General features: G+C 58.9%; 24 protein-coding genes. 17 read left to right on the top strand and 7 right to left on the bottom strand.

From position 1 onward, the window contains the following. Positions 1-258: 258 nt before the first annotated feature. Together ACR0IY_RS15530 and ACR0IY_RS15525 are read right to left on the bottom strand one after the other, a co-directional pair. Positions 259-1344: a polyamine ABC transporter substrate-binding protein gene (locus ACR0IY_RS15530; protein ID WP_480674814.1), complete on the bottom strand. Its 1086-nt coding sequence runs from the start codon at positions 1342-1344 to the stop codon at positions 259-261. A 237-nt stretch (positions 1345-1581) separates the two neighbouring features. Next, positions 1582-2274: a Crp/Fnr family transcriptional regulator gene (locus ACR0IY_RS15525; protein WP_480674812.1), complete on the bottom strand. Its 693-nt coding sequence runs from the start codon at positions 2272-2274 to the stop codon at positions 1582-1584. 179 nt (positions 2275-2453) lie between these two features. Between ACR0IY_RS15525 and hemA the strand changes: the two genes are divergently transcribed. The 3 genes from hemA (at position 2454) to ACR0IY_RS15510 (ending at position 4845) form a co-directional block, all read left to right on the top strand. Next, positions 2454-3677, top strand: a complete 1224-nt coding sequence (gene hemA, locus ACR0IY_RS15520) for a 5-aminolevulinate synthase (protein ID WP_480674810.1) — start codon at positions 2454-2456, stop codon at positions 3675-3677. A gap of 167 nt (positions 3678-3844) precedes the next feature. Then, positions 3845-4249, top strand: a complete 405-nt coding sequence (locus ACR0IY_RS15515) for a hypothetical protein (protein ID WP_480674808.1) — start codon at positions 3845-3847, stop codon at positions 4247-4249. Between the two features lie 65 nt (positions 4250-4314). Further along, a complete protein-coding gene (locus tag ACR0IY_RS15510; RefSeq protein WP_480674806.1) occupies positions 4315-4845 on the top strand; it encodes a hypothetical protein in 531 nt (176 codons plus the stop codon). A gap of 10 nt (positions 4846-4855) precedes the next feature. Here ACR0IY_RS15510 and ACR0IY_RS15505 read toward each other — a convergent pair whose 3' ends face one another. The 5 genes from ACR0IY_RS15505 to ACR0IY_RS15485 form a co-directional block, all read right to left on the bottom strand. Then, entirely contained in the window at positions 4856-6778 is a 1923-nt protein-coding gene (locus ACR0IY_RS15505) for a nitric oxide reductase activation protein NorD (protein ID WP_480674804.1), read from the bottom strand. 9 nt (positions 6779-6787) lie between these two features. Continuing rightward, complete coding sequence (locus ACR0IY_RS15500; RefSeq protein WP_480674803.1) at positions 6788-7597, bottom strand: AAA family ATPase; 810 nt, start codon at positions 7595-7597, stop codon at positions 6788-6790. 5 nt (positions 7598-7602) lie between these two features. Beyond that, positions 7603-8970: a cbb3-type cytochrome c oxidase subunit I gene (locus ACR0IY_RS15495; protein WP_480674801.1), complete on the bottom strand. Its 1368-nt coding sequence runs from the start codon at positions 8968-8970 to the stop codon at positions 7603-7605. 15 nt (positions 8971-8985) lie between these two features. Beyond that, on the bottom strand, positions 8986-9435 hold the full coding sequence (locus tag ACR0IY_RS15490; protein WP_480674799.1) for a c-type cytochrome: 450 nt from the start codon (positions 9433-9435) through the stop codon (positions 8986-8988). Between the two features lie 99 nt (positions 9436-9534). Further along, positions 9535-10716: an NnrS family protein gene (locus ACR0IY_RS15485; RefSeq protein WP_480674797.1), complete on the bottom strand. Its 1182-nt coding sequence runs from the start codon at positions 10714-10716 to the stop codon at positions 9535-9537. Between the two features lie 236 nt (positions 10717-10952). On the opposite strand from ACR0IY_RS15485, the gene ACR0IY_RS15480 reads away from it, so the two are divergent. The 14 genes from ACR0IY_RS15480 to ACR0IY_RS15415 all read left to right on the top strand — a co-directional run bounded on the left by ACR0IY_RS15480 (position 10953) and on the right by ACR0IY_RS15415 (position 25041). Further along, positions 10953-12629 carry a cytochrome D1 domain-containing protein gene (locus ACR0IY_RS15480; RefSeq protein WP_480674795.1) on the top strand — a complete coding sequence of 559 codons (1677 nt, stop codon included), beginning with the start codon at positions 10953-10955 and terminating at the stop codon, positions 12627-12629. A gap of 124 nt (positions 12630-12753) precedes the next feature. Continuing rightward, a complete protein-coding gene (locus ACR0IY_RS15475; protein ID WP_480674793.1) occupies positions 12754-14541 on the top strand; it encodes a NapC/NirT family cytochrome c in 1788 nt (595 codons plus the stop codon). A gap of 57 nt (positions 14542-14598) precedes the next feature. Continuing rightward, on the top strand, positions 14599-15000 hold the full coding sequence (locus ACR0IY_RS15470) for a cupredoxin domain-containing protein (RefSeq protein WP_480674791.1): 402 nt from the start codon (positions 14599-14601) through the stop codon (positions 14998-15000). 189 nt (positions 15001-15189) lie between these two features. Next, positions 15190-15951 (top strand): uroporphyrinogen-III C-methyltransferase, encoded by a 762-nt coding sequence (gene cobA, locus ACR0IY_RS15465; protein WP_480674789.1) that lies wholly within the window; start codon positions 15190-15192, stop codon positions 15949-15951. Then, positions 15944-16291, top strand: a complete 348-nt coding sequence (locus tag ACR0IY_RS15460) for a c-type cytochrome (RefSeq protein WP_480674787.1) — start codon at positions 15944-15946, stop codon at positions 16289-16291. Before cobA ends, ACR0IY_RS15460 begins: the two co-directional genes overlap by 8 nt. Further along, positions 16288-17433, top strand: a complete 1146-nt coding sequence (locus ACR0IY_RS15455; RefSeq protein ID WP_480674785.1) for a cytochrome D1 domain-containing protein — start codon at positions 16288-16290, stop codon at positions 17431-17433. Before ACR0IY_RS15460 ends, ACR0IY_RS15455 begins: the two co-directional genes overlap by 4 nt. Before the next feature lie 3 nt (positions 17434-17436). After that, positions 17437-18426, top strand: a complete 990-nt coding sequence (ahbB, locus tag ACR0IY_RS15450; protein ID WP_480674784.1) for a siroheme decarboxylase subunit beta — start codon at positions 17437-17439, stop codon at positions 18424-18426. Continuing rightward, positions 18423-18872 carry an Lrp/AsnC family transcriptional regulator gene (locus ACR0IY_RS15445; protein WP_480674782.1) on the top strand — a complete coding sequence of 150 codons (450 nt, stop codon included), beginning with the start codon at positions 18423-18425 and terminating at the stop codon, positions 18870-18872. Before ahbB (ACR0IY_RS15450) ends, ACR0IY_RS15445 begins: the two co-directional genes overlap by 4 nt. Continuing rightward, positions 18869-19351: a siroheme decarboxylase subunit beta gene (gene ahbB / locus ACR0IY_RS15440; protein ID WP_480674780.1), complete on the top strand. Its 483-nt coding sequence runs from the start codon at positions 18869-18871 to the stop codon at positions 19349-19351. The genes ACR0IY_RS15445 and ahbB (ACR0IY_RS15440) overlap by 4 nt, the downstream gene beginning before the upstream one ends. A 3-nt stretch (positions 19352-19354) precedes the next feature. Beyond that, a complete protein-coding gene (nirJ, locus tag ACR0IY_RS15435) occupies positions 19355-20569 on the top strand; it encodes a heme d1 biosynthesis radical SAM protein NirJ (protein WP_480674778.1) in 1215 nt (404 codons plus the stop codon). Further along, positions 20544-22097 (top strand): cytochrome D1 domain-containing protein, encoded by a 1554-nt coding sequence (locus ACR0IY_RS15430; protein ID WP_480674776.1) that lies wholly within the window; start codon positions 20544-20546, stop codon positions 22095-22097. The genes nirJ and ACR0IY_RS15430 overlap by 26 nt, the downstream gene beginning before the upstream one ends. Beyond that, on the top strand, positions 22054-22317 hold the full coding sequence (locus ACR0IY_RS15425) for a hypothetical protein (RefSeq protein ID WP_480674774.1): 264 nt from the start codon (positions 22054-22056) through the stop codon (positions 22315-22317). The genes ACR0IY_RS15430 and ACR0IY_RS15425 overlap by 44 nt, the downstream gene beginning before the upstream one ends. A gap of 91 nt (positions 22318-22408) precedes the next feature. Continuing rightward, the gene (locus ACR0IY_RS15420) at positions 22409-22873 is read left to right on the top strand and encodes a DUF2946 family protein (RefSeq protein ID WP_480674772.1); all 465 of its coding nucleotides are present in this window, start codon (positions 22409-22411) and stop codon (positions 22871-22873) included. A gap of 44 nt (positions 22874-22917) precedes the next feature. Further along, a complete protein-coding gene (locus ACR0IY_RS15415; RefSeq protein WP_480675064.1) occupies positions 22918-25041 on the top strand; it encodes a 4Fe-4S binding protein in 2124 nt (707 codons plus the stop codon).

The raw sequence follows: 25041 nt of genomic DNA, 5'->3' as shown, positions 1-25041 counted from the left end.
CGTCTGAAACAGCACAAAGGATTGTTTCTAATTTGCTCATGCCGGTTTGAACTGGTGCCGCCTGCGTTTTGCCCGGCCCCGAACTCCCTTTACCGGGTCTATAGGTCCGCATCCAGCGCTAGTCTCCTTGAGCAGCCCTCCAGGGTCAAATGCAAAGCGTCCTGCGGCAAGGTGATAAACCCTCACCTTGCCGCAACACATAGTGCCGATCTCGAGTTGTGATCGCCCCACGCCGGATTATTGGCACTGAACAGCCGACTACTGACCGGATTTAATCCCCGTCCACATGCGTGTTACGAAACGCTGCGTATCGGCATCCCACGGTGCCTTCATATACAAGTTTTTCATCGCCTCTTCTGATGGATAGAGGCCTGGGTCATTCAAAATCTCTTCGTTCAGAAACTCTTGCGACGAAAGGTTGCCGTTCGCATACCAAACGTAGTTTGAAATCGCCGCCGCGTTCTCGGGGTCCATCAGGAAGTTGATAAAATTATGGCCCAGTTCCGGGTTCGGTGCGTCCGCCGGGATCGCAATCTGGTCAAACCACATTCCAGACCCCTCTCTGAATGCGCCATATGCAATTTCGATCCCGTTTCCAGCTTCTGCTGCCCGGTTCCGAGCCTGCAGCGCGTCTCCGGACCATGCCATTGAAACACACACTTCACCCGTTGCCAGATCGTTAATATAGCCGGTCGAGTTGAACTTTTTCACATATGGGCGAACCGCGTCTAGAACAGGTTTGGCCTTTGCAATAACGTCGGGATTCTGCGAGTTCGGGTCCTCTCCGATATAGGTCAGTGCAGCTGGTACAAGTTCGGTCGGCGCGTCCAGAAAATTCACGCCGCATTCGGCAAGCTTGGATACGTAATCGGGGTTGAACAGCAACTCCATCGTGTCCAATGGGATGTCTTCGCCAAGCGCTTCGCGAACTTTTCCGACATTCACTGCAATGCCCGTTGAACCCCACATATAGTTAACCGAGTATTTGTTTTCGGGGTCGAAGGTCGCAGTGCGTTGCTCGATGGCGTCCCACAGGTGGACAGAGTTCGGCAACTGCTCCTTGTCGAGCGGCTGAAAAACTCCGGCTTCGATCTGACGTTGCAGAAAACCACCAGAGGGAAACACCACATCGTACCCGGCGTTTCCTGCGAGCAATTTAGTTTCCAGCAGGTCGTTGGAGTCGAAATTGTCATAGACGACTTTGATCCCGGATTCGGCTGTAAATTTATCCAGCAGAGACTCGTCGATATAGTCGGCCCAATTGTAAACATAGACGGTTTCTTCAGCGTGCACCGCAGATGCGGCGATAACGATCAGCGCAGCTGCTGTTAACGTGGATTTCATTGTAACCTCCCAAGCCTTTCCTGCATGATTTTGACTGCTTTTTAACTGCGTATTCGGTTCGGCTTATGGTCATGCGGCCGATTGAACAAGCCTGTATTGAAAATAGTGAGCAGAGCAATGCCTGGACGACGGGATAAGCGAATAGTTATTCCGACCGCCAGAATATCGAGCACAACCCAAAGCCTGCCCCACCGCAGCAACGGCACAGGTCCTTTAACCACTGGGGTTCAGCGTTGGTCACTTTTCGGAAGGGTCGCTTTCGGCATAATCCCTGAGGCGTTCAACATCCGAAATCTCGGCGTGGTTTCGATTGATTTTCACACCTACTGATTTCAGCCGGGAAAACGCTCGGCTCAGGCTCTCAGGCTTCATTCCAAGACGCCCAGCGATCAGCATCTTGTCGTATGGCAATTCTACATCGCATTCGTCGACTTCGGCATCGCAGAGGTTCAGCAGAAACTCTGCCACGCGCTGAGCCCCGGTCTGCGCCTTGAGCTGTTCCAGCTGTGCGACCAGCGAATGAAGATGAGTGAAGGTCGAGGCCAGGATGGAGACACCGATTTCTGGGTCTTCCTTCATCAGCGACAACAGAACCGGGCTTGGAATGTGCATGACTTCACAAGCCGATACTGCCTCGGCCGAAACAGGGTAAGGCACGTTTCGCAAAGCGACAGCCTCACCAAAGCTTTCACCACGGGTAAAAACGCTGACAACGGCCTCGGCCCCGGTGGGCGACATCCGAAACAGCTTGACCCAGCCCGCCAAAACCACGTGAACGGCTTTGGCTTCTTCTTCCTGCAGGAAAATCGTCTCACCCCGATCATAGCTGCGCCAGATCGCGTGGCTGAGCAGCGTGTTTACGTGCTGTTCGGGCAGGCTTTTGAGCAAGAGCGACTGCCGCGCAATTGCCTTTTGTGCTTCATGCGCCAAGAAGGTTCCCCTTTTTCCCTGGCCGGTTTTCCGGCCGGTACATCCTTCGAGCTCAGGCTATGCCAAAGCGCAGCCAAACGCACCAGTCTTTTCCCGGGTCAACTTGACAATTGTCATGTTGCAAGCATCGCCGCAGGCCTAATCTCGGCCCAATGCCAGTAATCCGGGAGGCTTGCAAGATGGACTACGAGCGATTTTTCACCCAGAGTCTGGACGACCTGCGGGACGAAGGGAATTACCGTGTTTTCATCGACCTGCAACGCCGCTGCGGATCATTTCCAAACGCGCGTCAGACCGATGGGTCGGTGCAGCGGGACGTGCGCATCTGGTGCTCGAACGATTATCTGGGAATGGGTCAGCACCCTGCCGTAATCGGTGCAATGCATGATGCGCTGGATCGGTGTGGTGCAGGCGCCGGGGGGACACGAAATATTTCAGGCACCACTCACGATCACGTCCTGCTTGAGGCCGAACTGGCCGATCTGCACGGCAAAGAGGCTGCATTGTTGTTCACCTCGGGCTATGTGTCGAACTGGGCGGCGCTTGGAACACTGGCTGCGAAAATCCCCGGTTTGATCGTGTTTTCGGACGCGCTGAACCATGCCTCGATGATCGAAGGTATCCGCCATTCGCGGGCACAAAAGGTGATCTGGAAACACAATGATCTGGAAGATCTTGAGAAAAAACTGGCCGCCGCTGATCCCAATGCCCCCAAAATGATCGCCTTTGAATCAGTTTATTCGATGGATGGCGACATCGCCCCGATCCAAGAGATTTGCGACCTGGCCGACAAGTACGGTGCCATGACCTATCTGGACGAGGTGCATGCTGTTGGTCTTTATGGCCCTCGCGGTGGTGGTATTGCCGAACGCGAAGGGCTGATGGACCGCCTGACCGTCATAGAAGGCACATTGGGCAAGGCCTTCGGTGTGGTGGGCGGGTATATCGCCGCCTCGGCGGCGCTGTGCGATTTTGTGCGCAGCTTTGCGAGCGGCTTCATCTTTACCACCGCCCTGCCCCCTGCAACCGCCGCAGGGGCCGCTGCGTCGATCCGACACCTGAAGAAATCAAACTCGGAACGCGATCTTCAAAAGGCCCGTGTGGCACAGGTCCGTGCCCGTTTGGACGCCGAAGGCATCCCGCATTTGCCCAATCCCAGCCACATTATCCCGGTGATGGTGGGCGATCCGGTGAAATGCAAGTTCATCTCGGACACGCTGCTGGAAGAGTTTGGCATCTATATCCAGCCGATAAACTACCCAACCGTTCCAAAAGGGACCGAGCGACTTCGGATCACGCCGTCTCCGGTTCACACGGATGACGATATCGATCATCTGGTTGGGGCGCTGTCGGCCTTGTGGCAACGCTGCCAGATCGCCCGGATGCCGATAGCGGCCCAGTAAAACGGCCACTGACAGGAACAATTGCCGCCCTCCGGGGCGGTATTTTCTTTTTGCGACACACTTCTGCCGAAATCCTACCCTAACCGGAACGCATGAAGCAGTTTGTCCTCTTAGGTTGTGTTTTTCTGGCCTTGAGCAATTGTAGTCGCGATACCCCACGCGACAGAATGTTCGACGAATTGCGCGCGCAAAGGGACGCGAACACACCTTTTCCCAAGGCGGGCTTCACCTATGCCAGCTTTGACACCGGGCACGGCTATCAGATCGAATACCTTGATCCAAACGGTCGAGCCTATCTGTGGTACCCGGGCAATCGCAAAGCGGTTTCTGGCAACTGGAAAATCGTGCTGGACGAACTGTGTTTCCAATACAGCTCCAACACTTTCAACCCGCAAACTCTGCAACGCGGCGGATCCTGGACTTGTGAGTATGCAGGAATAATTGGGTTTCGCGTAACGGCCTACCAGCCAGGGGACATCTTTAACCTAAAATCGGGAACCATTCCCTATTCGCGCGGCAAATGCGATCTGCCTGATGGCCTGAAACAAGTTAAGAAAGTGAGTTGCGAATGAAAGTTATCTTGTCTGCCTTGGCGCTAGTCCTTCTGAGCCAGACCGCCGTCAGCGCTTGCACCAGCATGAAGCGACTGCCGGTCTTCAACTACAAAAAACATGCCAGTGGTGACGCCGACTTCTACGGTGTTGATCCCAAGAAGGGTCGCGCCATCGTCATCCGCCATACTGGTGGAATATCAAAGATCGAGATCTCGGCCAAGCGTGGCGCAAAAGGACAATACGCCAGAACTGGAACCGGAGAAGCCTTGCCTGTGACGGTTCTGGTGTCTGAAAATCTTTGCGTTCAAGGAAGTAAACGTCTTTTCACCAAAAAGTTTCACGCACGGTTAAAAGACCAATACACAACGCAATTTTACGCGCCGTTTTCAGCGTCTCAAAACAAATCTCAGGCCATATCTCTGGCGCAGTCAGTATTACGGGCCACGTATTGTCCAAAGGGTGAAATCGCGCTCAACCACAATTTTCAGTACGTTGACAAATCCGGCCAAAATCCGGTGGTGAAAACTGCACCGGCAGCGCGTGCATGGGGGTCCGATCCGTTCGACGAAAAGTGGATCGTGCAATTGACCTGCTCGGAGTGGCGCAAGACCTAACCTTCGCCACTCATGCGCCGACCAGTTGGCGGTAGATTTGCGGTAGCGCCATCGTCAGACGATGCGGGTCGGGGATGACGGCAAATCCGCCCTGACCGAACATACGCGGAAACCAGCTTTTGCCAGTTTTGTCGATGGTGACACCGAACACCGAATGCCCGGCCCGGCGTGCTTCGCGCACGGCCATGCAGGTATCTTCGATACCGTGACGGCCCTCGTAATGGTCCAGATCGTTGGGCTTGCCATCCGTGATCACCAGAAGCAGCCGACGGTTGCGGGATTGCGCGGCAAGATCTGCGGAACAGTGGCGGATCGCCGCGCCCAGCCGCGTGTAGTGCCCCGGTCGCAGCGACGCGATGCGCTGCTCGACCAGTGCGCCCATCGGCTCGTCAAACCGTTTGCACCGCTGCACGTAGACGCGCTGACGTTTAAGCGAGCTGAAGGCGTGGATGGCGAAATCATCACCGCAGGCGTTCAATCCCCAGGCCAGAGCTGCCAGCGCCTCGCGCTCGATGTCGATCACAGCACGACCGGTGACGGCGCTTTCGGTAGACCGGCTGACATCCAGCAGAATCGAGACCGCCAAATCACGCGCCTCGGGACGGGATTGCATCCAGACACGTTCGTTCCCTTCACCGCTGGCATGGCGGTCAGTTTCGGCGCGTACGGCGGCTTCGATGTCCAGCTGGTCTCCGTCCAGATGCCCACGTGTCATTATCCGACCGGGACGCAGAGCCTCGAACTGGCGTTTGACGGCACGAATGCGGCGGGCGGTGGCGGGGTCTTTGCCGAAATCGGCGGCATTGTCACGAATATCGGCGTCGGACAACAAGACATTGACGTGATCGGGCAGATACTGGCCTGTCCGCACATCCCATTCCGGGTACAGAATCCGGCCCGAAAGACGCTCGCGGTTCACATCTTCGGGCGCAAGGTCCAAATGCAGTTTCAGGCGTGTCGGGGGCGCTTTGGAAATCTGGCCCAGCCCGATCTCATCCTGATCGTCGGCGGCCTTTTTGGCGTTGTCCGGGTCATCGTCATCGACCCGCCGATTGAGGTTCAGAAACTCTGCCCAGCTAAGGATCGCTTCGAATTTATGCAGGATAAGACTGTCCTGGCGCTCGGCCTGATCGGATTTGCGGCGGCGGGCACGGTGGGTTTTCTCGCCCGATTCTTCGGGCGGACCTTCGGTTTCTGGGTTCTCTACTTCGGTATGTTCCGAGAAACCCACAGCGCGTAATTCGGGCCATAGGGGAACAGGCCGGAAATGCTGATAGCCACGAGGGGCAATCAGGTCATCACCCAGCGCCAATAGCTGCTCGGCCTTCGGGGACAAGGGGGCGGGATCGCCCAGCATGTGACGGATCAGGTCCTCGACCGCAGCCTCAGTTGGCGGCAGGTCCGGGACACTGCGTTGATGCAGCAGGCCCTTGCACAGTTCGGAATACAACGGACGCAATCCGGGGGCATCGTCAAGCGTTGCCGCGACCATCTGCCGGGCCGCCGCCAGCGCACGCAGATCGGCGCGCAGCGGGTCATCTTCGTCAATTCGTGTTCCGGCATTGGCCGCTGCGGCGGCAAGCCAGACAAAAAGTGCCCCATTTGCCTCGCGCGAGGGGTAAACCGCCAGCCGGTCCGGCAGGCGCAAAACCTCACCGTCAAACGAGGCACGCGGCATCAGTTCAACTTCGGTCCCCAACCGCCGCCGCCAGCTTAGCCGGTGGCGCGAAACCTCGGGTGAGACCGGGCGCAATTCAACGCCCGGACTACCCCCAAGCCCTCGGAAGAGGACTGCCAGCCGCCCCGCGACCTCCGAGAGGTCGACCGCGGCTCCAACATGCACCTCAGGTGCATCGAGGCGGCTGGCAAGGGTGTGCCACAGTTTCCCGATCGTTTCTTCGGGTTCCCATGGCTCAAAATCGATCTTGACCATCGGCCGGCCTCACCCAAAGACAGCCGTGACAAGATCGAGGAGCCCGCGTTTGATATCCTCGTCATCGGTCAGAGGTTCGATCATCGCGGCAAGGATGGCGCGGTCGGTCGACATGCCTTGCGCGATCAGGGTCGCGGCATAGACGACCAAACGGGTGGAAACGCCTTCCTCAAGATCCTGACCCTTGAGCCCGCGCAGCTTGTTCGCCAGCCGGATCAGCGGCTTGCAGCGTTCCAGTGCAAGGCCGCTTTCCTGCGCGACAACTTCGGCTTCCATCTCGGGCGACGGGAAGTCGAACTCCAGCGAGATGAACCGCTGACGGGTCGAGGGTTTCAGGGTTTTCAGGATGTTCTGGTAACCGGGGTTGTAGGAGGCCACCAGCATGAAGCCGGGTGCGGCCTCAAGTTCTTCGCCGGTGCGGTCGATCGGCAAGATGCGCCGGTCGTCGGTCAGTGGGTGCAGCACGACGGTGACGTCCTTGCGCGCTTCGACCACCTCATCCAGATAGCAGATCGCGCCTTCACGCACCGCCCGGGTCAGGGGGCCATCAACCCAGACGGTTTCGCCCCCTTTGAGCAGATAACGTCCAATCAAGTCCGCGGCAGCCAAATCGTCGTGGCAGGCCACAGTGTAAAGCGGGCGGCCAAGCTTTGCAGCCATGTGGGCCACAAATCGGGTCTTGCCACAGCCTGTCGGCCCTTTCAGCAGCACCGGCAAATCGTTTTTATAAGCGGCGGTGAAAACATCGCATTCATCGCCTTGGGGCAGGTAGAAGGGGGCGTTTGCCGCCCCCGTTCCCATTTGTATGGAGCCGTCCATATCCATTACTCCGCAGGGGTTTCAGCTTTGCCAGGTTCAATGACCTCTTTCCGGGGAACCCAGATCGAGTAGATGAACAGCAGCGCACCGATAACCACGACCAGCCCCGAACCAAAGCGCATCCAGTAGAAGATCGCGACCTGATCCTGGACATCCATGAAGTAGTCTCCGACCACCCGCTGCATATGCGTCTGCACGGTTCCGGCGAAGGTCAGCACAAAGGTCATGAACACCATGCCGCCGGTCATCAGCCAGAACGAAGCCATGTTCAGCACCTGATTGTACGGATCACGGTTCTTCAAGATCGGCATCGCATAGGTGAAGATCGCCAGGTTGAGGCAGACATAGGCACCGTAGAAGGCCAAGTGGCCGTGTGCCGCGGTGATCTGCGTGCCGTGGGTATAGTAGTTCACCCCGTGCAGCGTGTGCAGGAAGCCCCAGACGCCCGCGCCAAAGAAAGCCAGCGTGGCACAGCCCAACGACCACAGCAGCGCCGCCTTGTTGGGATGATCCCGACGGCCCTTCCAGACCATCACGAAGGCAAAGGCCATCATCGCGAAGAACGGGATCACCTCAAGGCTCGAGAAGATCGAACCGATCCACTGCCAGTACCCCGGGGTACCAATCCAGTAATAGTGGTGACCCGTGCCAAGGATGCCCGAGAACAGCGCGGCAGCGACGATGACATACAGCCATTTTTCTACCACCTCTCGATCAACACCGGTCAGCTTCAGCATCAGGTAAGCCAGGATCGAGGCCATGATCAGTTCCCAAACGCCTTCGACCCACAGGTGCACGACGTACCACCAGTATTGCTTGTCCAAGGCCAGGTTGCCCGGATTGTAGAAGGCAAACAGGAACAGCAGCGCCAGACCCCACAGACCCAACAACAGGATGTTGGAGATCGCAGTTTTCTTACCCTTCAGAACAGTCATCGACACGTTGTAAAGGAAGATCAGCGCGGCCACGACGATACCCGCCTTGACCCATTTAGGTTGCTCAAGGAACTCACGCCCCTCTTTGCCCAGCAGCCAGTTGCCTTCGAACAGGTTAAAGACATAGGTGACCACCACGCCCAGCGTGCCGACCACGAGGATCAGCAATTGCAGATAGGCCAGTTTGGTCGAGTGGATCTCGCGCTCGGCCTCTTCCGGGATCAGGAAGTAGGCGGCGCCGAAGAAGCCCAGGATCAGCCAGACGATCAGCGCATTGGTGTGCAGCATCCGAACAATGTTGAACGGCAGCAGGTCACTTGCGAAATTGGGGGATACGTAGATCCAGCCGGCCAGCAAGCCGCCGGTCACCTGGATCGCGAATAGGCCCATCGCCACTGCGAAGTAGGCGTAGGCAATTTTTTGGGATTCGTACTTCATTTCTCCGTTCCCTTCTTAGCCTGCCTCGTTGGGCGGCCAGCCCTGAGCGTCGATATTGTCCGTCCAGATCAGGAAGTTGGTCAGATCGCGGAGTTCTTCGTCGCTGAGGTTGAAATTGGGCATCTGACGGCGGCCGGGAATTCCGGTCGGCTGTGCCTCCATCCAGCCCTTGAGGGATTCAAAGGCCGATTCCGGGTCGTCCAGGACGCCCCAGCGGGTCATCACATTACCAACCTCGGGGGCGAAATAGGCACCTTCACCCAAAATCGAGTGGCAGTTGATACAGGCGTGTTTTTCCCAGACATGTTTGCCCCGGACCACACTTTCATCGAGCTTTGCCGAATTCTCGGAATTGACGATATACCAGTGGGAATGGGCCGACAGGCCCAGGAAGATGAGAATAAAGAACAGTGACCCGCCATAGAATATATTGCGGGCCATGCTCTTGGTCATGACTTCTCGCATCGCGCTCTCCTTTGCGCAGCTTAGCTAGTCCTGACACAATGACCGCCGGTTCATGGGGTCGCCTTAACGAAAGTCAAGACCGACGGGGTGAATTGGCATCTATCCCGCCCGCATGGCCCGAGGCCCGGCAAGCGCGGGCCACATCGCGATCAGATACAGCGCAAAGGCACAGACCCACAGACCGTCCGAAAGCAGCATCGCAACCAAGTAGCCCGCGTTGAGATCAGCCCCGACCCAGCGCGACAGGGCAGCCACCGCCATCAGCCCATAGGCTACGACCATCGGCCCCGGCGCGACCAGGGCGCGGCCGCTATGGCCCAAGGCGGCACGGCTCATGACTGCCAGTGTCATGCCGCCGACGCAGCCGATGCCCAGTACGTGCAGGGCCGCGATTTCGTTGCCGTAGCCAAGAACCGCCAGCCCCCATAGGATCAGGCCCAGCGCCAGCATCCCCAGCCCCACATGCAAGGCCAGCAGAAGCGGCTGTCGCACGGTCCAGCGCGCGCGCCAACGCGCCATGCGCAAAGCTTGCACGATCCCAAGCCCTAGCGCAGTAACGCCTGCGATGGCGCCCGCTCCTGATATCAGGACGATCAGCGGCAGAATTAGGGCCAGAACTATTCCCGCCTTGTCCAGCTTGACCACAGAGACAGGCCAGTTCGCCTCGGGGACACCGGCGCGTTTCATGGCATTGCGGGTAAAGGCCGGTGTGATCCGCCCCCCCAGAATGGCGATCATCGAGCACAGCGTCAGCAGCCCGGCGCGCAATCCGGTTTGCAGGGTATCATCTGCCACCCCCATCCATTCCAGATGGGTCAGCAAATCGGCCACCCAGATATAGCAGAGCAATAGCAGGAAAATCATGTTCTGCGGCTTGGGTCGCCGGAGCAGTTGCGAAGCGATCTTAGCCGCAAGAATCGGAACAAAAATCAAATCGATCACTGCCACCATCACGGGCGACAGCATCCCCGAGAACCACATGGCCATCCGACCAGCCAGCCATAACGCAGCCGCAAGAGTAATGAATCGCGCCCGCGCCTCGGGCGTGCCGGTCCAATTTGGTACCGCGGTCAGAAAGAACCCGCCCAAAGCGGCGGTGGCGTACCCAAAAATCATCTCGTGCGCGTGCCACATCGGCGGCGACATCGCATAACCGGGGTCCACATAGGGTACCGCCAGCCACAGGCCCCAAACCAGCCCGACAAACAGGCCATATAGCCCGGCGGACAGGAAAAAAACGCGAAACCCCTCACCAAGAATACGGGTGACGATTGTGGGCATGCCTGCTCTCCTCGGTTGTTTCCCAAGGCCTATCAACCCGCACGCCCGAGCGACTTAACCAAAATCAATCATTTCAAAAAACATGACCCTAAGACATAGATTTTTTGGCGCTCTTTTTTCGCGATTTACCCTGCCCAGCACTGGAATAGGCCGCGCCTTGTTGACTTTGGTCAAGGATCACACCGCCGTGATGTCTCACCCTCGGGCCTGCCTCACCACGCATATGGAGAGTGATCATGTCACTTGGAATCAGCTACAACAAAACTGGCCGCGCCTTGGGGGCCGGTTTGGCAATGCTGCTGGGCAGCGTCGCCGCGCCAGCCTTTGCCGAACAGCCAACATTAAGCGACGAAGCGTTTGAATCGTCCAAGCAGCTCTATTTCGAACAATGTGCGGGCTGCCACGGCGTACTGCGCAAAGGCGCCACCGGTAAGAACCTTGAACCCCACTGGAAGAAGACCGCAGACGACGGCACCGTCACCGAAGGCGGCACCCTTCAACTGGGGCAGGAACGCCTTGAAAAGATCATCGCCTGGGGCACCGAAGGCGGCATGAACAACTTCTCGGACATCATGACCGAGCAGGAAATCAAAGACATGGCGACCTACATCATGATGGATGCGCCAAAGCCCCCTGAAATGTCGCTGGACCAGATGAAGGCGACCCGCAAGGTCTATGTCGAAGAAGCCGACTACCCGACCGAGCCGCTGCACGGTCGCAACTGGGAAAACTTCTTTGTTGTCATCGAGCGTGACGTGGGCAAGGTTGCCGTGATCGACGGCGACACCAAAGAAGTGCTGACCCACATCCCGACCGGCTATGCCGTGCATGTTCTGAAAGCGTCTGAACACCATTCGCTGGAAGAACCGGAACAGCCCGGCCGCTTCTGGTACACTATGGGCCGCGACGGCAAGATGACCAAGATCGACCTCTGGCAGACACCGGACAAGATGTTGGTTTCCGAAGTTAAAATCGCCTATGACGCCCGCGACGTAGCGGTGTCCGGTGACGGTAAATATGTCATCGGTGGGGGCTACTGGCCGCCGCACTTTGCGATCGTTGATGCGCAAACCATGGAACCGGTCAAGGTTGTTTCAACCCGTGGCGTAAACGTGGACGGCGACTATGTGGAAGAAGCCCGTGTGGCCGCCATCTACACCACACCGAACGAACCCACCTGGATCGTTGCGATCAAGGAACTGGGCCAGTTGTGGCAGGTCGACTACACCGATCTGGACAACCTGCGGATCGACAAGATCGACAGCGCCAAGTTCCTGCATGACGGGTTCTTCGACCCGACAGGCCGCTATTTCCAGATCGCCGCGAACGCGTCGAACAAGATGGTGGTCGTCGATACCGAGACCCACAAGCTTGAAGCGATGATCGACACCGCGGCCCTGCCGCACCCCGGCCCAGGTGCCAACTGGGAGGACCCCAATTGTGGTCCGGTGGCAGGTACAACCCACCTTGGCGTTGGTACTGTGACGGTCTGGGGCAACGACCCTGAAAACCGGCCAGATGATGCCTGGAAGGTCTGCTATGAAGTGGAAACAGACGGCCCTGGCCTGTTTGTCCGCACCCACCCGAACTCGGACTTCATCTGGGCTGACCAGACCAAACACCCCGAGCCCGAGGTACAGCAGTCTGTTCAGGTCATCTCGAAAGAGACCGGCGAGATCGTGAAAACGATCCAGATCACCGAAGAGGAAGGCAATGCCGCCGTCCACTTTGAATTCAACGCCGATGGTACCGAGGTCTGGGTCTCCAAGTGGAACCTGGCGGATTCGCTCGAACCCAATGGTGAGATCGTGATCTTCGACGCCAAGACGCTGGAAGAAATCGGCCGCATCAAGGGTCTCTATGCCCCGACCGGCAAGTTCAACGTCTACAACCGCTCGAACCACGTTACCTGACAGGTTCACAACCAGAACCGGAAAGGGCGGGCCCCTCGCCCGCCCTTTCCTCGTTTGACCCATCAGCCAAACACGCCCGCCAGACACGCCGGGCCAGTCAATACAGCTAAAACGGAGCCCGGATATGACCTCCGAACCGGATAAAAAACCACCGATCTGGCGTCGGTATTTCCTGTGGGGAATGCCCGTGGCCGGCATCGCCGCGGCCTTTGTCGGCGGCATCATCTTCTGGGGCGGGTTCAACACCGCCATGGAAGCCACAAACACCAAGGAATTCTGCGTCTCGTGCCACGAGATGCGCGACTTCGTCTATGAGGAATACCAGGGCACGATCCACGACGTGAACCGATCCGGCGTGGGCGCGGTCTGTTCCGACTGCCACGTCCCCAAGGACTGGACCCACAAGATCATCCGCAAAATCAAAGCGTCCAAAGAGCTGTATGGCAAGATGGTCGGGACCATAAACACCCGCGAGAAGTTTGAGGCCAAGCGCGTGCACCTGGCGATGAACGAATGGGAGCGGATGAAGGCCACCGACTCGCGCGAATGCCGCAATTGCCATGATTTCGAGTCGATGATGCCCGAGTTCCAGAAACCCCGCGCGCGTCAGCAACACCTGAACGCAATGGAGATCGGTCAGACTTGTATCGACTGTCACAAGGGTATTGCGCACTCGGACGCTCGTAACCGGGCCGACGAGGAGTATCTGGAGGAGCTTGAAGCACCGAACCCAGCGTTCATCCGCCCGATTCCGCCGGAATATCTTGCAAGCCTTGCCAAAATCGAGGCTCAGGAAGCCGCCGACGCCGAAGCTGAAAAAGCCGCGAAAGCAGCTCAGCATGAGGCCATTCAGGCCCAGATCGCAGCCGCTGTCGATGCAGCTGTTGCCGAAGAGCGCGCCAATGCAAGCGGAGATGAAGCTGCAGCGCCCGCAGGCGGTGGTGGCAGTGATGTCGGTGGCAACATCGACTGGAACGCCGTAGCCAGCGCGGATATGAAACTGTTCTATCCCGGGCAGGCTTCGTTTGAATGGGTGCAGAACGGTAAGTTCCACGGTGGCGCGCGTCCGCTGACCAAAGGCGGCGACCAATGTTCAACCTGTCACGCCAAGGAACTGGATGCGATCGGCAACAAGATCGTGGCCGGCGGTGATCTGGAACCAACGCCGATCCCCGGAAAGCGTGGAGTGATAGACGCGACCGTGCAAGCCGCGCACGACGACGAAAACCTGTATGTCCGCCTGCAATGGCCGGATGCCGGTCACAACCCTGCCCCCTTTGTCGAGGGCGGCAAGATGGATCCGGACAACCAGATCAAGGTTGCCATGATGATTACCGGCACCGGCATCGAATTGGGCGATCAGGTGGGCTGCTGGGCCTCGTGCCACGCCGACAACACCTATATGCCGTTTGCCCCCGACGCGGATGCGATCGCCGCTAATGGTGACGTCGCGAGCCGCATGACGGCGCAGGACACCGTGACCAAATACATCAGCGAAAGCCGCACGGATGTTGAGGTCAAAGGCCGCCGTGGCAAAGCTCTGGGCGGCTGGGACAAGCTGGAGGCCGAGGCGCAGATCGAGCAGTATCTGGCCGATGGCACCTATCTGGACCTGATGCGGGTTTATGCCGATGGCAGCGCGACAAATGGCTATTTGCTGGAACAGCGCGTGATCAATGACGGCGAGATTGCCGCCTCGGCCAACTTGTCCGGTGGCATGTGGACCGTGGTCTTTAGCCGGCCGCTGAACTCTGGCGCGCCCGGCGACGTGCCGCTGGAGCCCGGTCAGACCTACACGGTCGGCTTCGCCATCCACGATGACTTTGCCGCCGCACGCTTTCACCATGTGACGTTGAACACCAGCTTGGCGCTGGATGACGACAACGCCAACATCAACGTGGTGAAACAGTAATGGATGGGGGCCGGATGATCCGGCCCCTGCCCCTTTTCCGGAACGGAGAGTTGGATCATGAAACCCCACCGCCTTCTTCCAGTGTTGTTGCTTGTAACCGCGCCCGCGTGGGCCGATGAAACCGCCGAAGTCTGCGCCGAGGCCGAGGAACGATACGTCGATCTGTTTGGCCAACCCTCATCCGACGTCGAGGATGCTGAGGTGGTACTTATGCACAAATACAACTTTTGCCCCGCTGAGCTGACCGTCAAAGCAGGCACTACGGTCCGCTGGGTCAATGTCGACAAACGTACCAGTCACAGCGTGCTGCTGAAGGACGGCAGCGCGCCCGAAAGCGACCGGCTGTTCCCTGAGGAAACATTTGAGATGACGTTCCTCACTCCCGGTCCACAGGATTACCTGTGCGGGCCGCATTGGGAGACACAGAACATGATCGGAATGATCACCGTCGATCCCTGAGCCGAGGCAAGCATACAGGCAGGGAGAAAGGAGCGCGGAGGCTAATTCCGCGCTCCTTAACTTTAGTCAAGGAATTCGCATTGAGAATTCGCCAACCTGCCCCCATGACACGCCCGGTTCGCCCAGCAACGTCCCTTATTCGCGGGAAAACCCGGGCTGCGAAGACATTCAGACCAAGCGAGTTTGCACATGAGCGGTAAGGTTTTTCTGATTGGCGCTGGCCCCGGCGACCCCGAACTGATGACCCTGCGTGCCCTGCGTATGCTGCAAGAGGCCGACGTGGTGGTTTATGACCGTCTGGTCACGACCGAAATTCTTGCGCTTCACGCGGGCGGTGCACGGCTTATCGCCGTCGGCAAGGCCCCCAAATGCCACACTGTCCCTCAGGACCGTATCAATGAAATCCTGCTGGAAGAGGCACGGGCCGGACACAAGGTTGCACGCCTGAAGGGCGGTGATCCAATGATCTTTGGCCGCGGCTCGGAAGAGGCGGCCTATCTGCGCGCTCACGGCATCGCAGTAGAATATATACCGGGTATTACAGCGGCTCAGGGGGCCTCAAGCTCGACCGGTGTGCCGCTGACCCATCGCGGGCTTGCCACCTCGGTGCAATACGTCACCGGGCACAGGCAAGCGGATCAGGTTCTGGATCTGGATTGGAAACGGCTGGCCGACCCGGACACCACGCTGGTTGTCTATATGGGCGTTGCCAATATCGGCCAGATCGCCATGGGCCTGATGACCGCGAACCTGCCCGGCTCAACCCCGGTCATGGCCGTCGGCAAAGCCACCACACCGGAGGAACGACGCCTCGTGTCCCGGCTGGACCGGATCGCGGCAGACACCCGCGATACCAACCTTCAGGCCCCTACCTTGTTCATTATCGGGCGAGTCGTTTCGCTCTATGCGGAACAGCCGCTGGATGACCTGCTGGATCAGGCCCATGGCTGAACTTGTGCGAAACACCAATAAACCCGGCTGGGCGGCTCATGCCCTTCTTACGACTGCCATTCTGGTGGCAACGTCAGCCTTTGCCGCCGATGCTATCGACCCAAACGTTCTGAAACGCCTTGTGCATCAGGACTGCGGCTCGTGCCACGGGCTGTCACTGAAAGGCGGCCTCGGGCCAGATCTTCGATCCGAAACATTGCAACATTACGATCCTGACGTCCTGACCGGGGTGATCCTGGACGGCATCCCCGACACGGCGATGCCGCCCTGGCGCCCCCTCATCAGCGAAGAAGAAGCCGAATGGATCGCCCGTTACCTGCTGGAACAGGAGGCACAATGAAACAGATTGTTCTTGGCATCGTCGCCACCCTGATGATGACGACCGCACAGGCCGAGCCTACGGCCACAGGCGACCTTGGGCTGGTGATCGAGCGAGCCAATGGGTCAGTCCTGCTGATCGATCAGTCTGATCGCGCGGCGCTGGCCCGGATCGAGGGGCTGGGCGATCTGTCCCATGCCTCGCTGGTCTATTCGCCGGACGAACGCTTTGCCTATGTGTTCGGGCGCGATGGCGGGCTGACCAAGGTTGACATAGTTACCCGGCAGATCGTGAACCGTATCGTACAGGCTGGAAACGCCATTGGCGGCGCGATCTCGGACGATGGTGAATTGGTGGCCGTGTCTAACTATGAACCCGGCGGCGTCCGTGTCTTTGATGCGGACACGCTTGAGATGGTCGCCGACTTACCCACTGGTGGCAAAACCATCGGGCTTGTCGATGCACCTGGCCGTCGGTTCGTGTTCACCATGTGGGATAGCGGTGAGACCTGGATCGCCGATTTCGCGGACGATATCCCTGAGATCACAAAAATCCCCGACATGGGCAAAAACCCCTACGACGCGCTGATCACTGCCAATGGCCGCACCTATATAACCGGTCTGTTCGGTGAGGACGGTTTGACCGCGCTGGATCTGTGGGATGAAACCCCCAAACCCATCCGCGTGTTACCCGGCTATGGCCGCGGGCAAGAGGAGATGCCGGTCTACAAGATGCCCCATCTGGAAGGGTGGGCGCTGACCGGACGCGAATTCGTCTTGCCCGCCGTTGGCCATCACGAGGTGCTGTGGATCGACGCCGATACCCTGACCGAGACCGGGCGCACTCAAACTCACGGCCAACCGGTCTTTGCCATGGCCCGTCCCGACGGGCGGCAGGTCTGGGTGAATTTCGCCCACCCGCTGAACGACACGATTCAGGTGATCGACAGCCTCAGCAAGGACATCATCCACGAATTCAAACCCGGTCCCGCTGTGCTGCACATGGAGTTCACTCCGCGCGGACACGAGGTTTGGATCAGCGTGCGCGATGCAAATAAAATCATGGTTTACGACACACAGACCTTCGAGAAGCTGCGTGAAATCGATGCTGACAGTCCTTCGGGCATTTTCTTTACCGCCCGTGCTCACAGAACAGGGCTGTAACCAATGCAGCACATAACTGACCCGATTGACCGCCGCCTGCTGGACGAATTCCAACGCGACTTCCCTGTCACCGATCGACCTTTTCTGGTCCTTGCCGATGCGCTCGGACTGGATGAAGCCGAGGTTCTGGATCGTCTTGCCCGCATGCGAACTGCTGGCCGGATCACACGCGTCGGGGCCACGATCGCCCCCGGTGCGGTCTCGGCCAGCACTTTGGCCGCCGTCGCCGCGCCCGAGGAGCGACTGGAAGAGGTCGCCGCCCTGATCGACGCCGAACCCGGCGTAAATCACAACTACCAACGCGAAGATATGTGGAACTTGTGGTTTGTCGCAACCGGCCCTGACCGCGCGCATGTCAATGACACTCTGGCCCGGATCAGCCAGCGGTCCGGCCTGCGGGTTCTGGATCTGCGGCTTGTGCGCCCCTTCAACGTCGATCTGGGGTTTCGGATGTCGGGCAGGGCACGAAGTGTTCCCCGTCCGCGCACAGCGGACTGTTCGGTCATGCAAAACGGTGATCGGGCGTTGTTACAGGCGCTCAGCTCGGGTCTGCCGCTGGCCACCGAACCCTATGCCATGCTGGCCCGAGGGTTTAATCGCAGTGCGCCGGACGTAATGGCCCGGATTACCGCGCTGCACGCGGCGGGTATTATCTCGCGCCTGGGCGTCATTGTCCGCCACCGTGCGCTTGGTTGGTCGGCCAACGCCATGGTGGTCTGGGACATACCCGCCGGACAGGTGTCCTCTGCCGGTCCGGTTCTGGCTGCGCATCCCGGCGTGACGTTGTGCTATGAGCGCAACCCGGTCGAGGGCGTCTGGCCCTATCGCCTGTATTCAATGATCCACGCCCGCTCGCGCCCCGAAGCACTGCAGGTCCTGTCGGAAGCCACCGCTTTGCCGGAACTGACAGGTGCCCGCCACAAGGTTCTATTCTCGACCCGCTGTTTCAAACAGACCGGCGCGCTTATCCAGCATAAGGAAGCCGCCGCATGACCCTAGATGACACAGACCGCGCCATTTTGAACCGGATGCAGGATGACCTGCCACTCACAGCGCATCCGTACGCCTCCATCGCAAAAGAGCTGAGCATAACCGAAAACGAATTGCTGGCCCGCCTGACCCGGATGAAAGAGGAACGCATCATCACCCGCTTTGGCCCCTTTTTCGACGCGGCTGCCATGGGCGGCGCGTTCTGCCTGTGCGCAATGGCTGTTTCTACCGAAGATTTCGAAACCGTCCTGACCAAAGTCAATGCGCATGCCGAGGTCGCCCATAATTATGAACGTACGCACCGGCTGAACATGTGGTTCGTTCTGGCCACCGAAACGTCCGAGGGGATCGAGGCCACCGCCGATGCAATCGAACGGGAAACGGGGGTCGAAGTTCTCCGTTTCCCCAAATTGCAGGAATTTTTCATCGGCTTTCGGGTGGCAGCATGATCGACGCGACAGACAGACAGATCGTTCAGGCGCTTCAGGGCGGATTGCCCCTGACCCCTGCCCCTTATGCGCAGGTGGCCTGTGATCTGGGTATCAGCGAGGATGCACTGCTGGATCGTCTCGCCGGCCTTAAGGCCCGTGGCGTGATCCGCCGTATTGCCGCCGCCCCCAACCATTACAAGCTGGGGATGACCTCGAACGGGATGACTGTCTGGGATGTGGACGATAACTACATCACCGAACTGGGTTCGCAAATCGGAGCGCTACCCTTTGTCACCCATTGCTATGAACGCCCCCGCTCCCTGCCCGATTGGCCCTATAACCTGTTTGCCATGGTGCACGGCAAAGATCGCTCCGAGGTCGAAGAAAAGCGCGCGGAAATTGCCGCCATTCTGGGATCGGCTTGCCGGTGCAAAGATATCCTCTATTCCACGCGCATCCTGAAAAAGACCGGGTTGCGCCTGAAACAGAAAGGCTGAGACATGTTCCGCCTGACCGAATACATGCAGCAACTGGTCACGCCGACCCCAGTGCGCAAACGCCGCCCTGGTCCGGTAAAGCCAGTGGTGATCTGGAACCTGACGCGACGCTGCAATTTGAAATGCCGCCATTGCTACACCGTTTCGGCGGATGTCGCGTTCCCGGGTGAGCTCAGTCACGAGCAAGCCATGGTAACCCTTGAGGATCTGGGCCAGTTTCGCGTCCCGGCCCTGATCCTCTCGGGTGGGGAACCACTGGACCGGTTCGATTTCTTCGACATCGCCAACCGCGCCCGCGATCTGGTGCCGATGCTGGCTCTGTCCACCAACGGCACGCGGATCTACGACGAAACCGCTGACATGATCGCCGATGTGGGGTTCAACTATGTTGGCATTTCTCTGGACGGGATCGGGGCCACGAATGACTGGTTCCGTGGCGTCGACGGAGCCTTTGCAGATGCCCTGCGCGGTGTGCGCGAATGCAAGAAACGCGGCATTAAGGTTGGCCTGCGGTTCTGCTTGACCGAGGGCACCCAGCATCACCTGCCCGACCTGCTGCAACTGTGCGATGACGAGGGGGTCGATAAATTCTATCTGTCCCATCTGGTTTATGCCGGGCGCGGCGATAAGAACCGGGGCGAGGATGCCGAGCACCTGCGCACCCGCAAAGGTCTGGACCTGCTGCTTGACCGCGCGTGGGAAGCCGCGTCGGGTGGGCGACCACTGGATATCGTAACGGGCAACAATGACGCCGATGCAGGGTATTTCCTGAATTGGGTAAGAGCCCGTTTCGATGAAAACAAAGCCGCCCACGTGCGCGAACATCTGGCCGCTTGGGGTGGAAACTCCAGCGGATTGGGCGTGGCCAATATCGACAATCTGGGCCGCGTGCACCCTGACACCTATTGGTCGGATTACACGGTTGGCAATGTGAAGACCCAACCCTTTTCCGAACTTTGGACCAGCGAGGACCCCATGTTGGCCATGCTGCGCACCCGACCCCGCCCGTTGAAAGGCCGGTGTGGCGCCTGCCACCTAAAGGACGTCTGCGGCGGTAATACTCGTATCCGGGCCTTGCAACTGACCGGCGATCCCTGGGCCGAAGACCCGGCCTGCTATCTGTCTAACCAAGAAATCGGCGTTGAGGATGCGGGCGAACGCCTGCAGGTCACGCCGTTCCGGGGGAAACGTCATGATCCAGCACATCAATTCTTTTGACACACTGAAAATCGGCACGCTCTGTTCTGTGCTGTTGACAAGCGCCGTATGGGCGGATGCCTCTTCGGACTACGCCGCACATTGCGCCTCGTGCCATGGTGAAAACCGCCTGGGCGGTGTTGGTCCTGCGCTGATCCCCGAGACATTGAAACGGATGCGCGGCCCCCGAGTAGCCGCCGTGATTGCCGAGGGCCGGGCGGCCACCCAGATGCCCGCCTTTTCACACGAACTGGATGCCTTGCAGATCGAAGAACTAGCGGGGTGGTTGAAATCCCCGCTGGAGGTAGACCCAAACTGGGGCGAGGCCGAGATCACATCCAGCCGTGCATTGGACGCAGATTACACGTCAGTCGAGGCACCGGTTTGGGACAGCGATCCGATGAACATCACGCTGGTGGTGGAAACCGGTGATCACCATGTCAGCGTTCTGGATGGCGACACGTTCGAGGTTCTGGACCGCTTTGAAACCCCCTTTGCCGTACATGGTGGACCAAAGTTCAGCCCCGATGGACGATTTGTTTTTATCATGTCGCGCGACGGCTGGGTGCAGAAGTACGACATCTGGGCATTGCAACAGGTGGGCCGCGTTCGGGCGGGCCTCAACAGCCGCAACATCGCCATGTCGGGAGATGGCAAGTGGCTTGCGGTCGCGAATTACCTGCCAAACAGTCTGACTTTGCTTTCGACCGAAGATCTGTCGGTGGCCAAGGTCATTGACGTCAAAGGCAAAAAGGGCAAACCTAGCCGTGTATCTGCCGTTTACCAAGCGCCGCCGCGCGAAAGCTTTGTTCTGGCCCTGAAAGACGTGCCGCAAATCTGGGAGGTGTTTTACGGCGACAACCCGCCTCAGTTTGGCATCGGTCACGATTTCCGCATCGAAGGTCAGTTCAAGAACCCCGACCCCTTCCCTGTGCGTAAAATCACCACGCCCGACTACCTGGACGATTTCTTCTTCGATCAAAGTTACGAATACGTCATGGGCGCGTCGCGCGATGGCAAAGGCGGTCAGGTCATTGATCTGGTCATCGGCCAGAAAGTGGCCGATCTGGACCTACCGGGCATGCCGCATCTGGGCTCGGGCATCACTTGGCGGCATGGCGAAACAACCGTTATGGCAACGCCGCACCTGACGGATGGCACTGTATCGGTGATCGACATGGATACCTGGCAGACCGTGAAACGGATCAAGACCGAAGGGCCGGGATTCTTCATGCGCAGTCATGAAAACTCGCCTTACGTCTGGGCCGATGTGTTTTTTGGCCCGAACAAGGACGCAATGCACGTCATCGACAAGCAAAGCCTTGAGATCGTGAAAACTCTGCGACCTGCCCCCGGCAAGACCGTAGCCCATGTCGAATTCACCAAGGACGGCAGCCACGCGCTGGTCTCGATTTGGGAAGATGACGGCGCGGTGATTGTCTATGACGCGCAGACGCTGGAAGAGGTTCGCCGCCTGCCGATGCGCAAACCTTCGGGAAAATACAATGTCTGGAACAAGATCACCTTCTCGGAAGGCACTAGCCACTGAGGGCAAATGGCCGGTATGGAAGCTGGCCATTCTGCTGTACCCGGCCACCATGCTGACCGTGGCCATCAACCTGTTCTTGATCGGCCTGATCCTGCACAGCGCCGGGTTCGGTGCGATCCGGCCAATACCCGCGATCTTGTGGTCGCTTCCCTTGGGATTACCAGCCTCGTGGCTGGCTGGCCGATGGCTGCGCAGCCTGATGGATGAGGCCGAGGACTAGATCACAAAGTTTCGGTTACCTGACCTAAGTCAAGTCTCTGGCTGAGAGAAACCCCTAGGACTCAGGTAAAGAACGCCGAGTTGGATTCTCCATGTCTGCCCTTGCCCCACTGCACACCTTCTTTAGCCGCGCTCCGCGCGCGGTGTGTGCCATGGCAGGCATCTTCCTTCTGCTGTCGCAAATGCTTGTTCCGGCGCTGGCGAGTCCCGGACAAAGCATGTGGGTGGAGATCTGCTCGGAGGCAGGGGCGGTTTGGGTCCAGATTGACCTGGAGGAAGGTACCGATGACCCGACCGCGCCCTGTCCGAAATGTGCCGACTGCGCCCTGTGCGCCGTAACCGTCGCGGCTCCGATGCCAGCCCTGCCCAAATTGGCGCGGGTCGAGTTTGAACAGCACGTACAAACCGTTACCGGCAACCAGTGCGAACACGGATACTCAGTCTGGCTGTGGCCCGAAACCCGTGGCCCCCCGACCGGGCTCAAATTTAAAACCGAACGCGCCCCGCGCGCGTCCGTGGCGTCAATCCAAGTAATCGGAGGTGCGCCGTGGTCGTAAGTCGCGCAATCCATTTTCTGCTGGCCCTTGCCCTGTCCTGCCTTATGGCGCTCAGCGCCCGTGCCGACAGCCTTGCCAGTTTCCTGCCAGACCTGAACCCTGCCGACCTGGCCGCCGGAGCTGATGCCTTTGGCCCGGTGCGGGATGACGTGCCTGTTGCCCCGGTCCTGAAAGGGGGCGAGACGGTCGCCTGGGCCTTTCTGACATCCGATTTCGTTGGAACCACCGGCTATTCCGGCAAACCCATACACGTGGTTGCGGCTATTGACGGCGATGCGGTTCTGACCGGTGTCCAACTGGTCAAACACTCGGAGCCTATTGTTCTGATCGGCATCCCCAATTCGCGCATGGTCGAGCTGACCGAAGGCTATGCCGGGCTTGACCTGAAACGCGAGGCTGAAACGGGCGGTGAGGGGCATGACCTCGACATCATCTCGGGCGCGACGGTCACCATCATGGTGATCGACGACAGCCTCGTGCGCGGCGGCATCAAAGTGGCCCGTGCGCTGGGGCTGGGTGGTCTGTCCCCGGTACAGGCCGATGGGCCAAAGCGCGAGGTCGATCTGGCGCAGGACACCACCTATGACTGGACCACCCTGTCCGGCGACGGCTCGATCCGGCGGCTGACGCTGGATGTCGGGCAAGTCAACGCGGCGTTCGAGGCCACCGGCGATCAGCGCGCCATCAAACGTCCCGAACCTGGCGAGCCCGATGACACGTTCATCGACATGCATATGGCGCTGGTATCCGTCCCCTCAATCGGCAAGTCACTTCTGGGTGAGGCCGAATATCAGAATTTGGTGAATTGGCTGGATGAAGGCGAGCAGGCCATTCTGGTTTTGGGTCGTGGTGCCTACAGCTTTAAGGGCTCGGGCTATGTCCGCGGCGGGATTTTCGACCGAATTCAGCTGATCCAGGGCGACAGTTCGGTGCGGTTCTTCGACAAGCAACAACGGCGTCTGGGTGAGGTTGCAGCACCCGATGCACCCAGCTTTACCGAACTGGACATTTTCAAAATCCCCGCGAATGCCGAGTTCGACCCAGCCCAGCCTTTCCGCCTGCAGCTGCTGGTGCAGCGTGCGGTGGGTGCGGTCGAAAAAACCTTCCTGACATTCGATTTGGGCTACAAGCTGCCAGAACACTACCTGCTGCCGGTCGCAGCCCCCACCGTGGTCGATGACGCCACCGGCGAGGCCGCCGCCAAAGCCGCTTTGTGGAAACGCATCTGGAAAGATCGCACTGTAGAGATCGCCGGGCTGGGCGTCATGCTGCTGGTGCTGACCGCAACTTTCTTCTTCCAGTTCCACGCCACGATGAATGCGCGGGTCTTTTACTGGTTCCGCATCGGCTACCTGACCATGACATTGTTCTTCATCGGGTGGTACGCCAATGCGCAACTCAGCGTGGTGAACCTGATGGCACTGGCCGGAAGTCTGCGTACCGGGTTCAGCTGGGACGCCTTCCTGCTTGATCCGCTGGTCTTCATCCAATGGTTCGCCGTGGCCGCTGCACTGCTGTTCTGGGGTCGTGGGGCCTATTGCGGCTGGCTGTGCCCGTTTGGCGCGCTGCAGGAACTGACCAACAAGATCGCGCGCGCATTTAAAGTGCCGCAGTGGACCTTGCCCTGGGGCCTGAACGAACGCCTTTGGCCCGCAAAATACATGATCTTCCTGGGTCTTTTCGGCCTAAGCTTTGTTTCGATCCCGCTGGCCGAAAAATATGCCGAGATCGAACCCTTCAAGACCGCGATCATCCTGAAATTCATGCGCGACTGGCCGTTTGTTGTCTTTGCGCTGCTGCTGCTGGGGGTCGGGCTGTTCATCGAACGGTTCTACTGCCGCTACCTCTGTCCGCTGGGCGGAGCGCTGGCGATCCCTGCCCGAATTCGCATGTTCGACTGGCTGCGCCGCTACAAGGATTGCGGCACCCCCTGTCAGACCTGCGCCAACGAATGCCCCGTTCAGGCAATCCACCCCACTGGTGAGATCAACCCGAACGAGTGCGTCACCTGCCTGCATTGTCAGGTGCTCTACCAGTCCGAGACGAAATGTCCCGTCGTTATCCGCCAACTGAAACGGCGGGCCAAGACAGGGTCGGTCGACCTCAAGACCCCGCTCGGACAACCACCGGCGAACCATCCAAACGCCAAACCGCAAACCGTTTCCTAA

This window comes from Ruegeria sp. BC1 (assembly GCF_056539305.1).
This window is presented reverse-complemented; position numbering and strand designations above follow the sequence as displayed.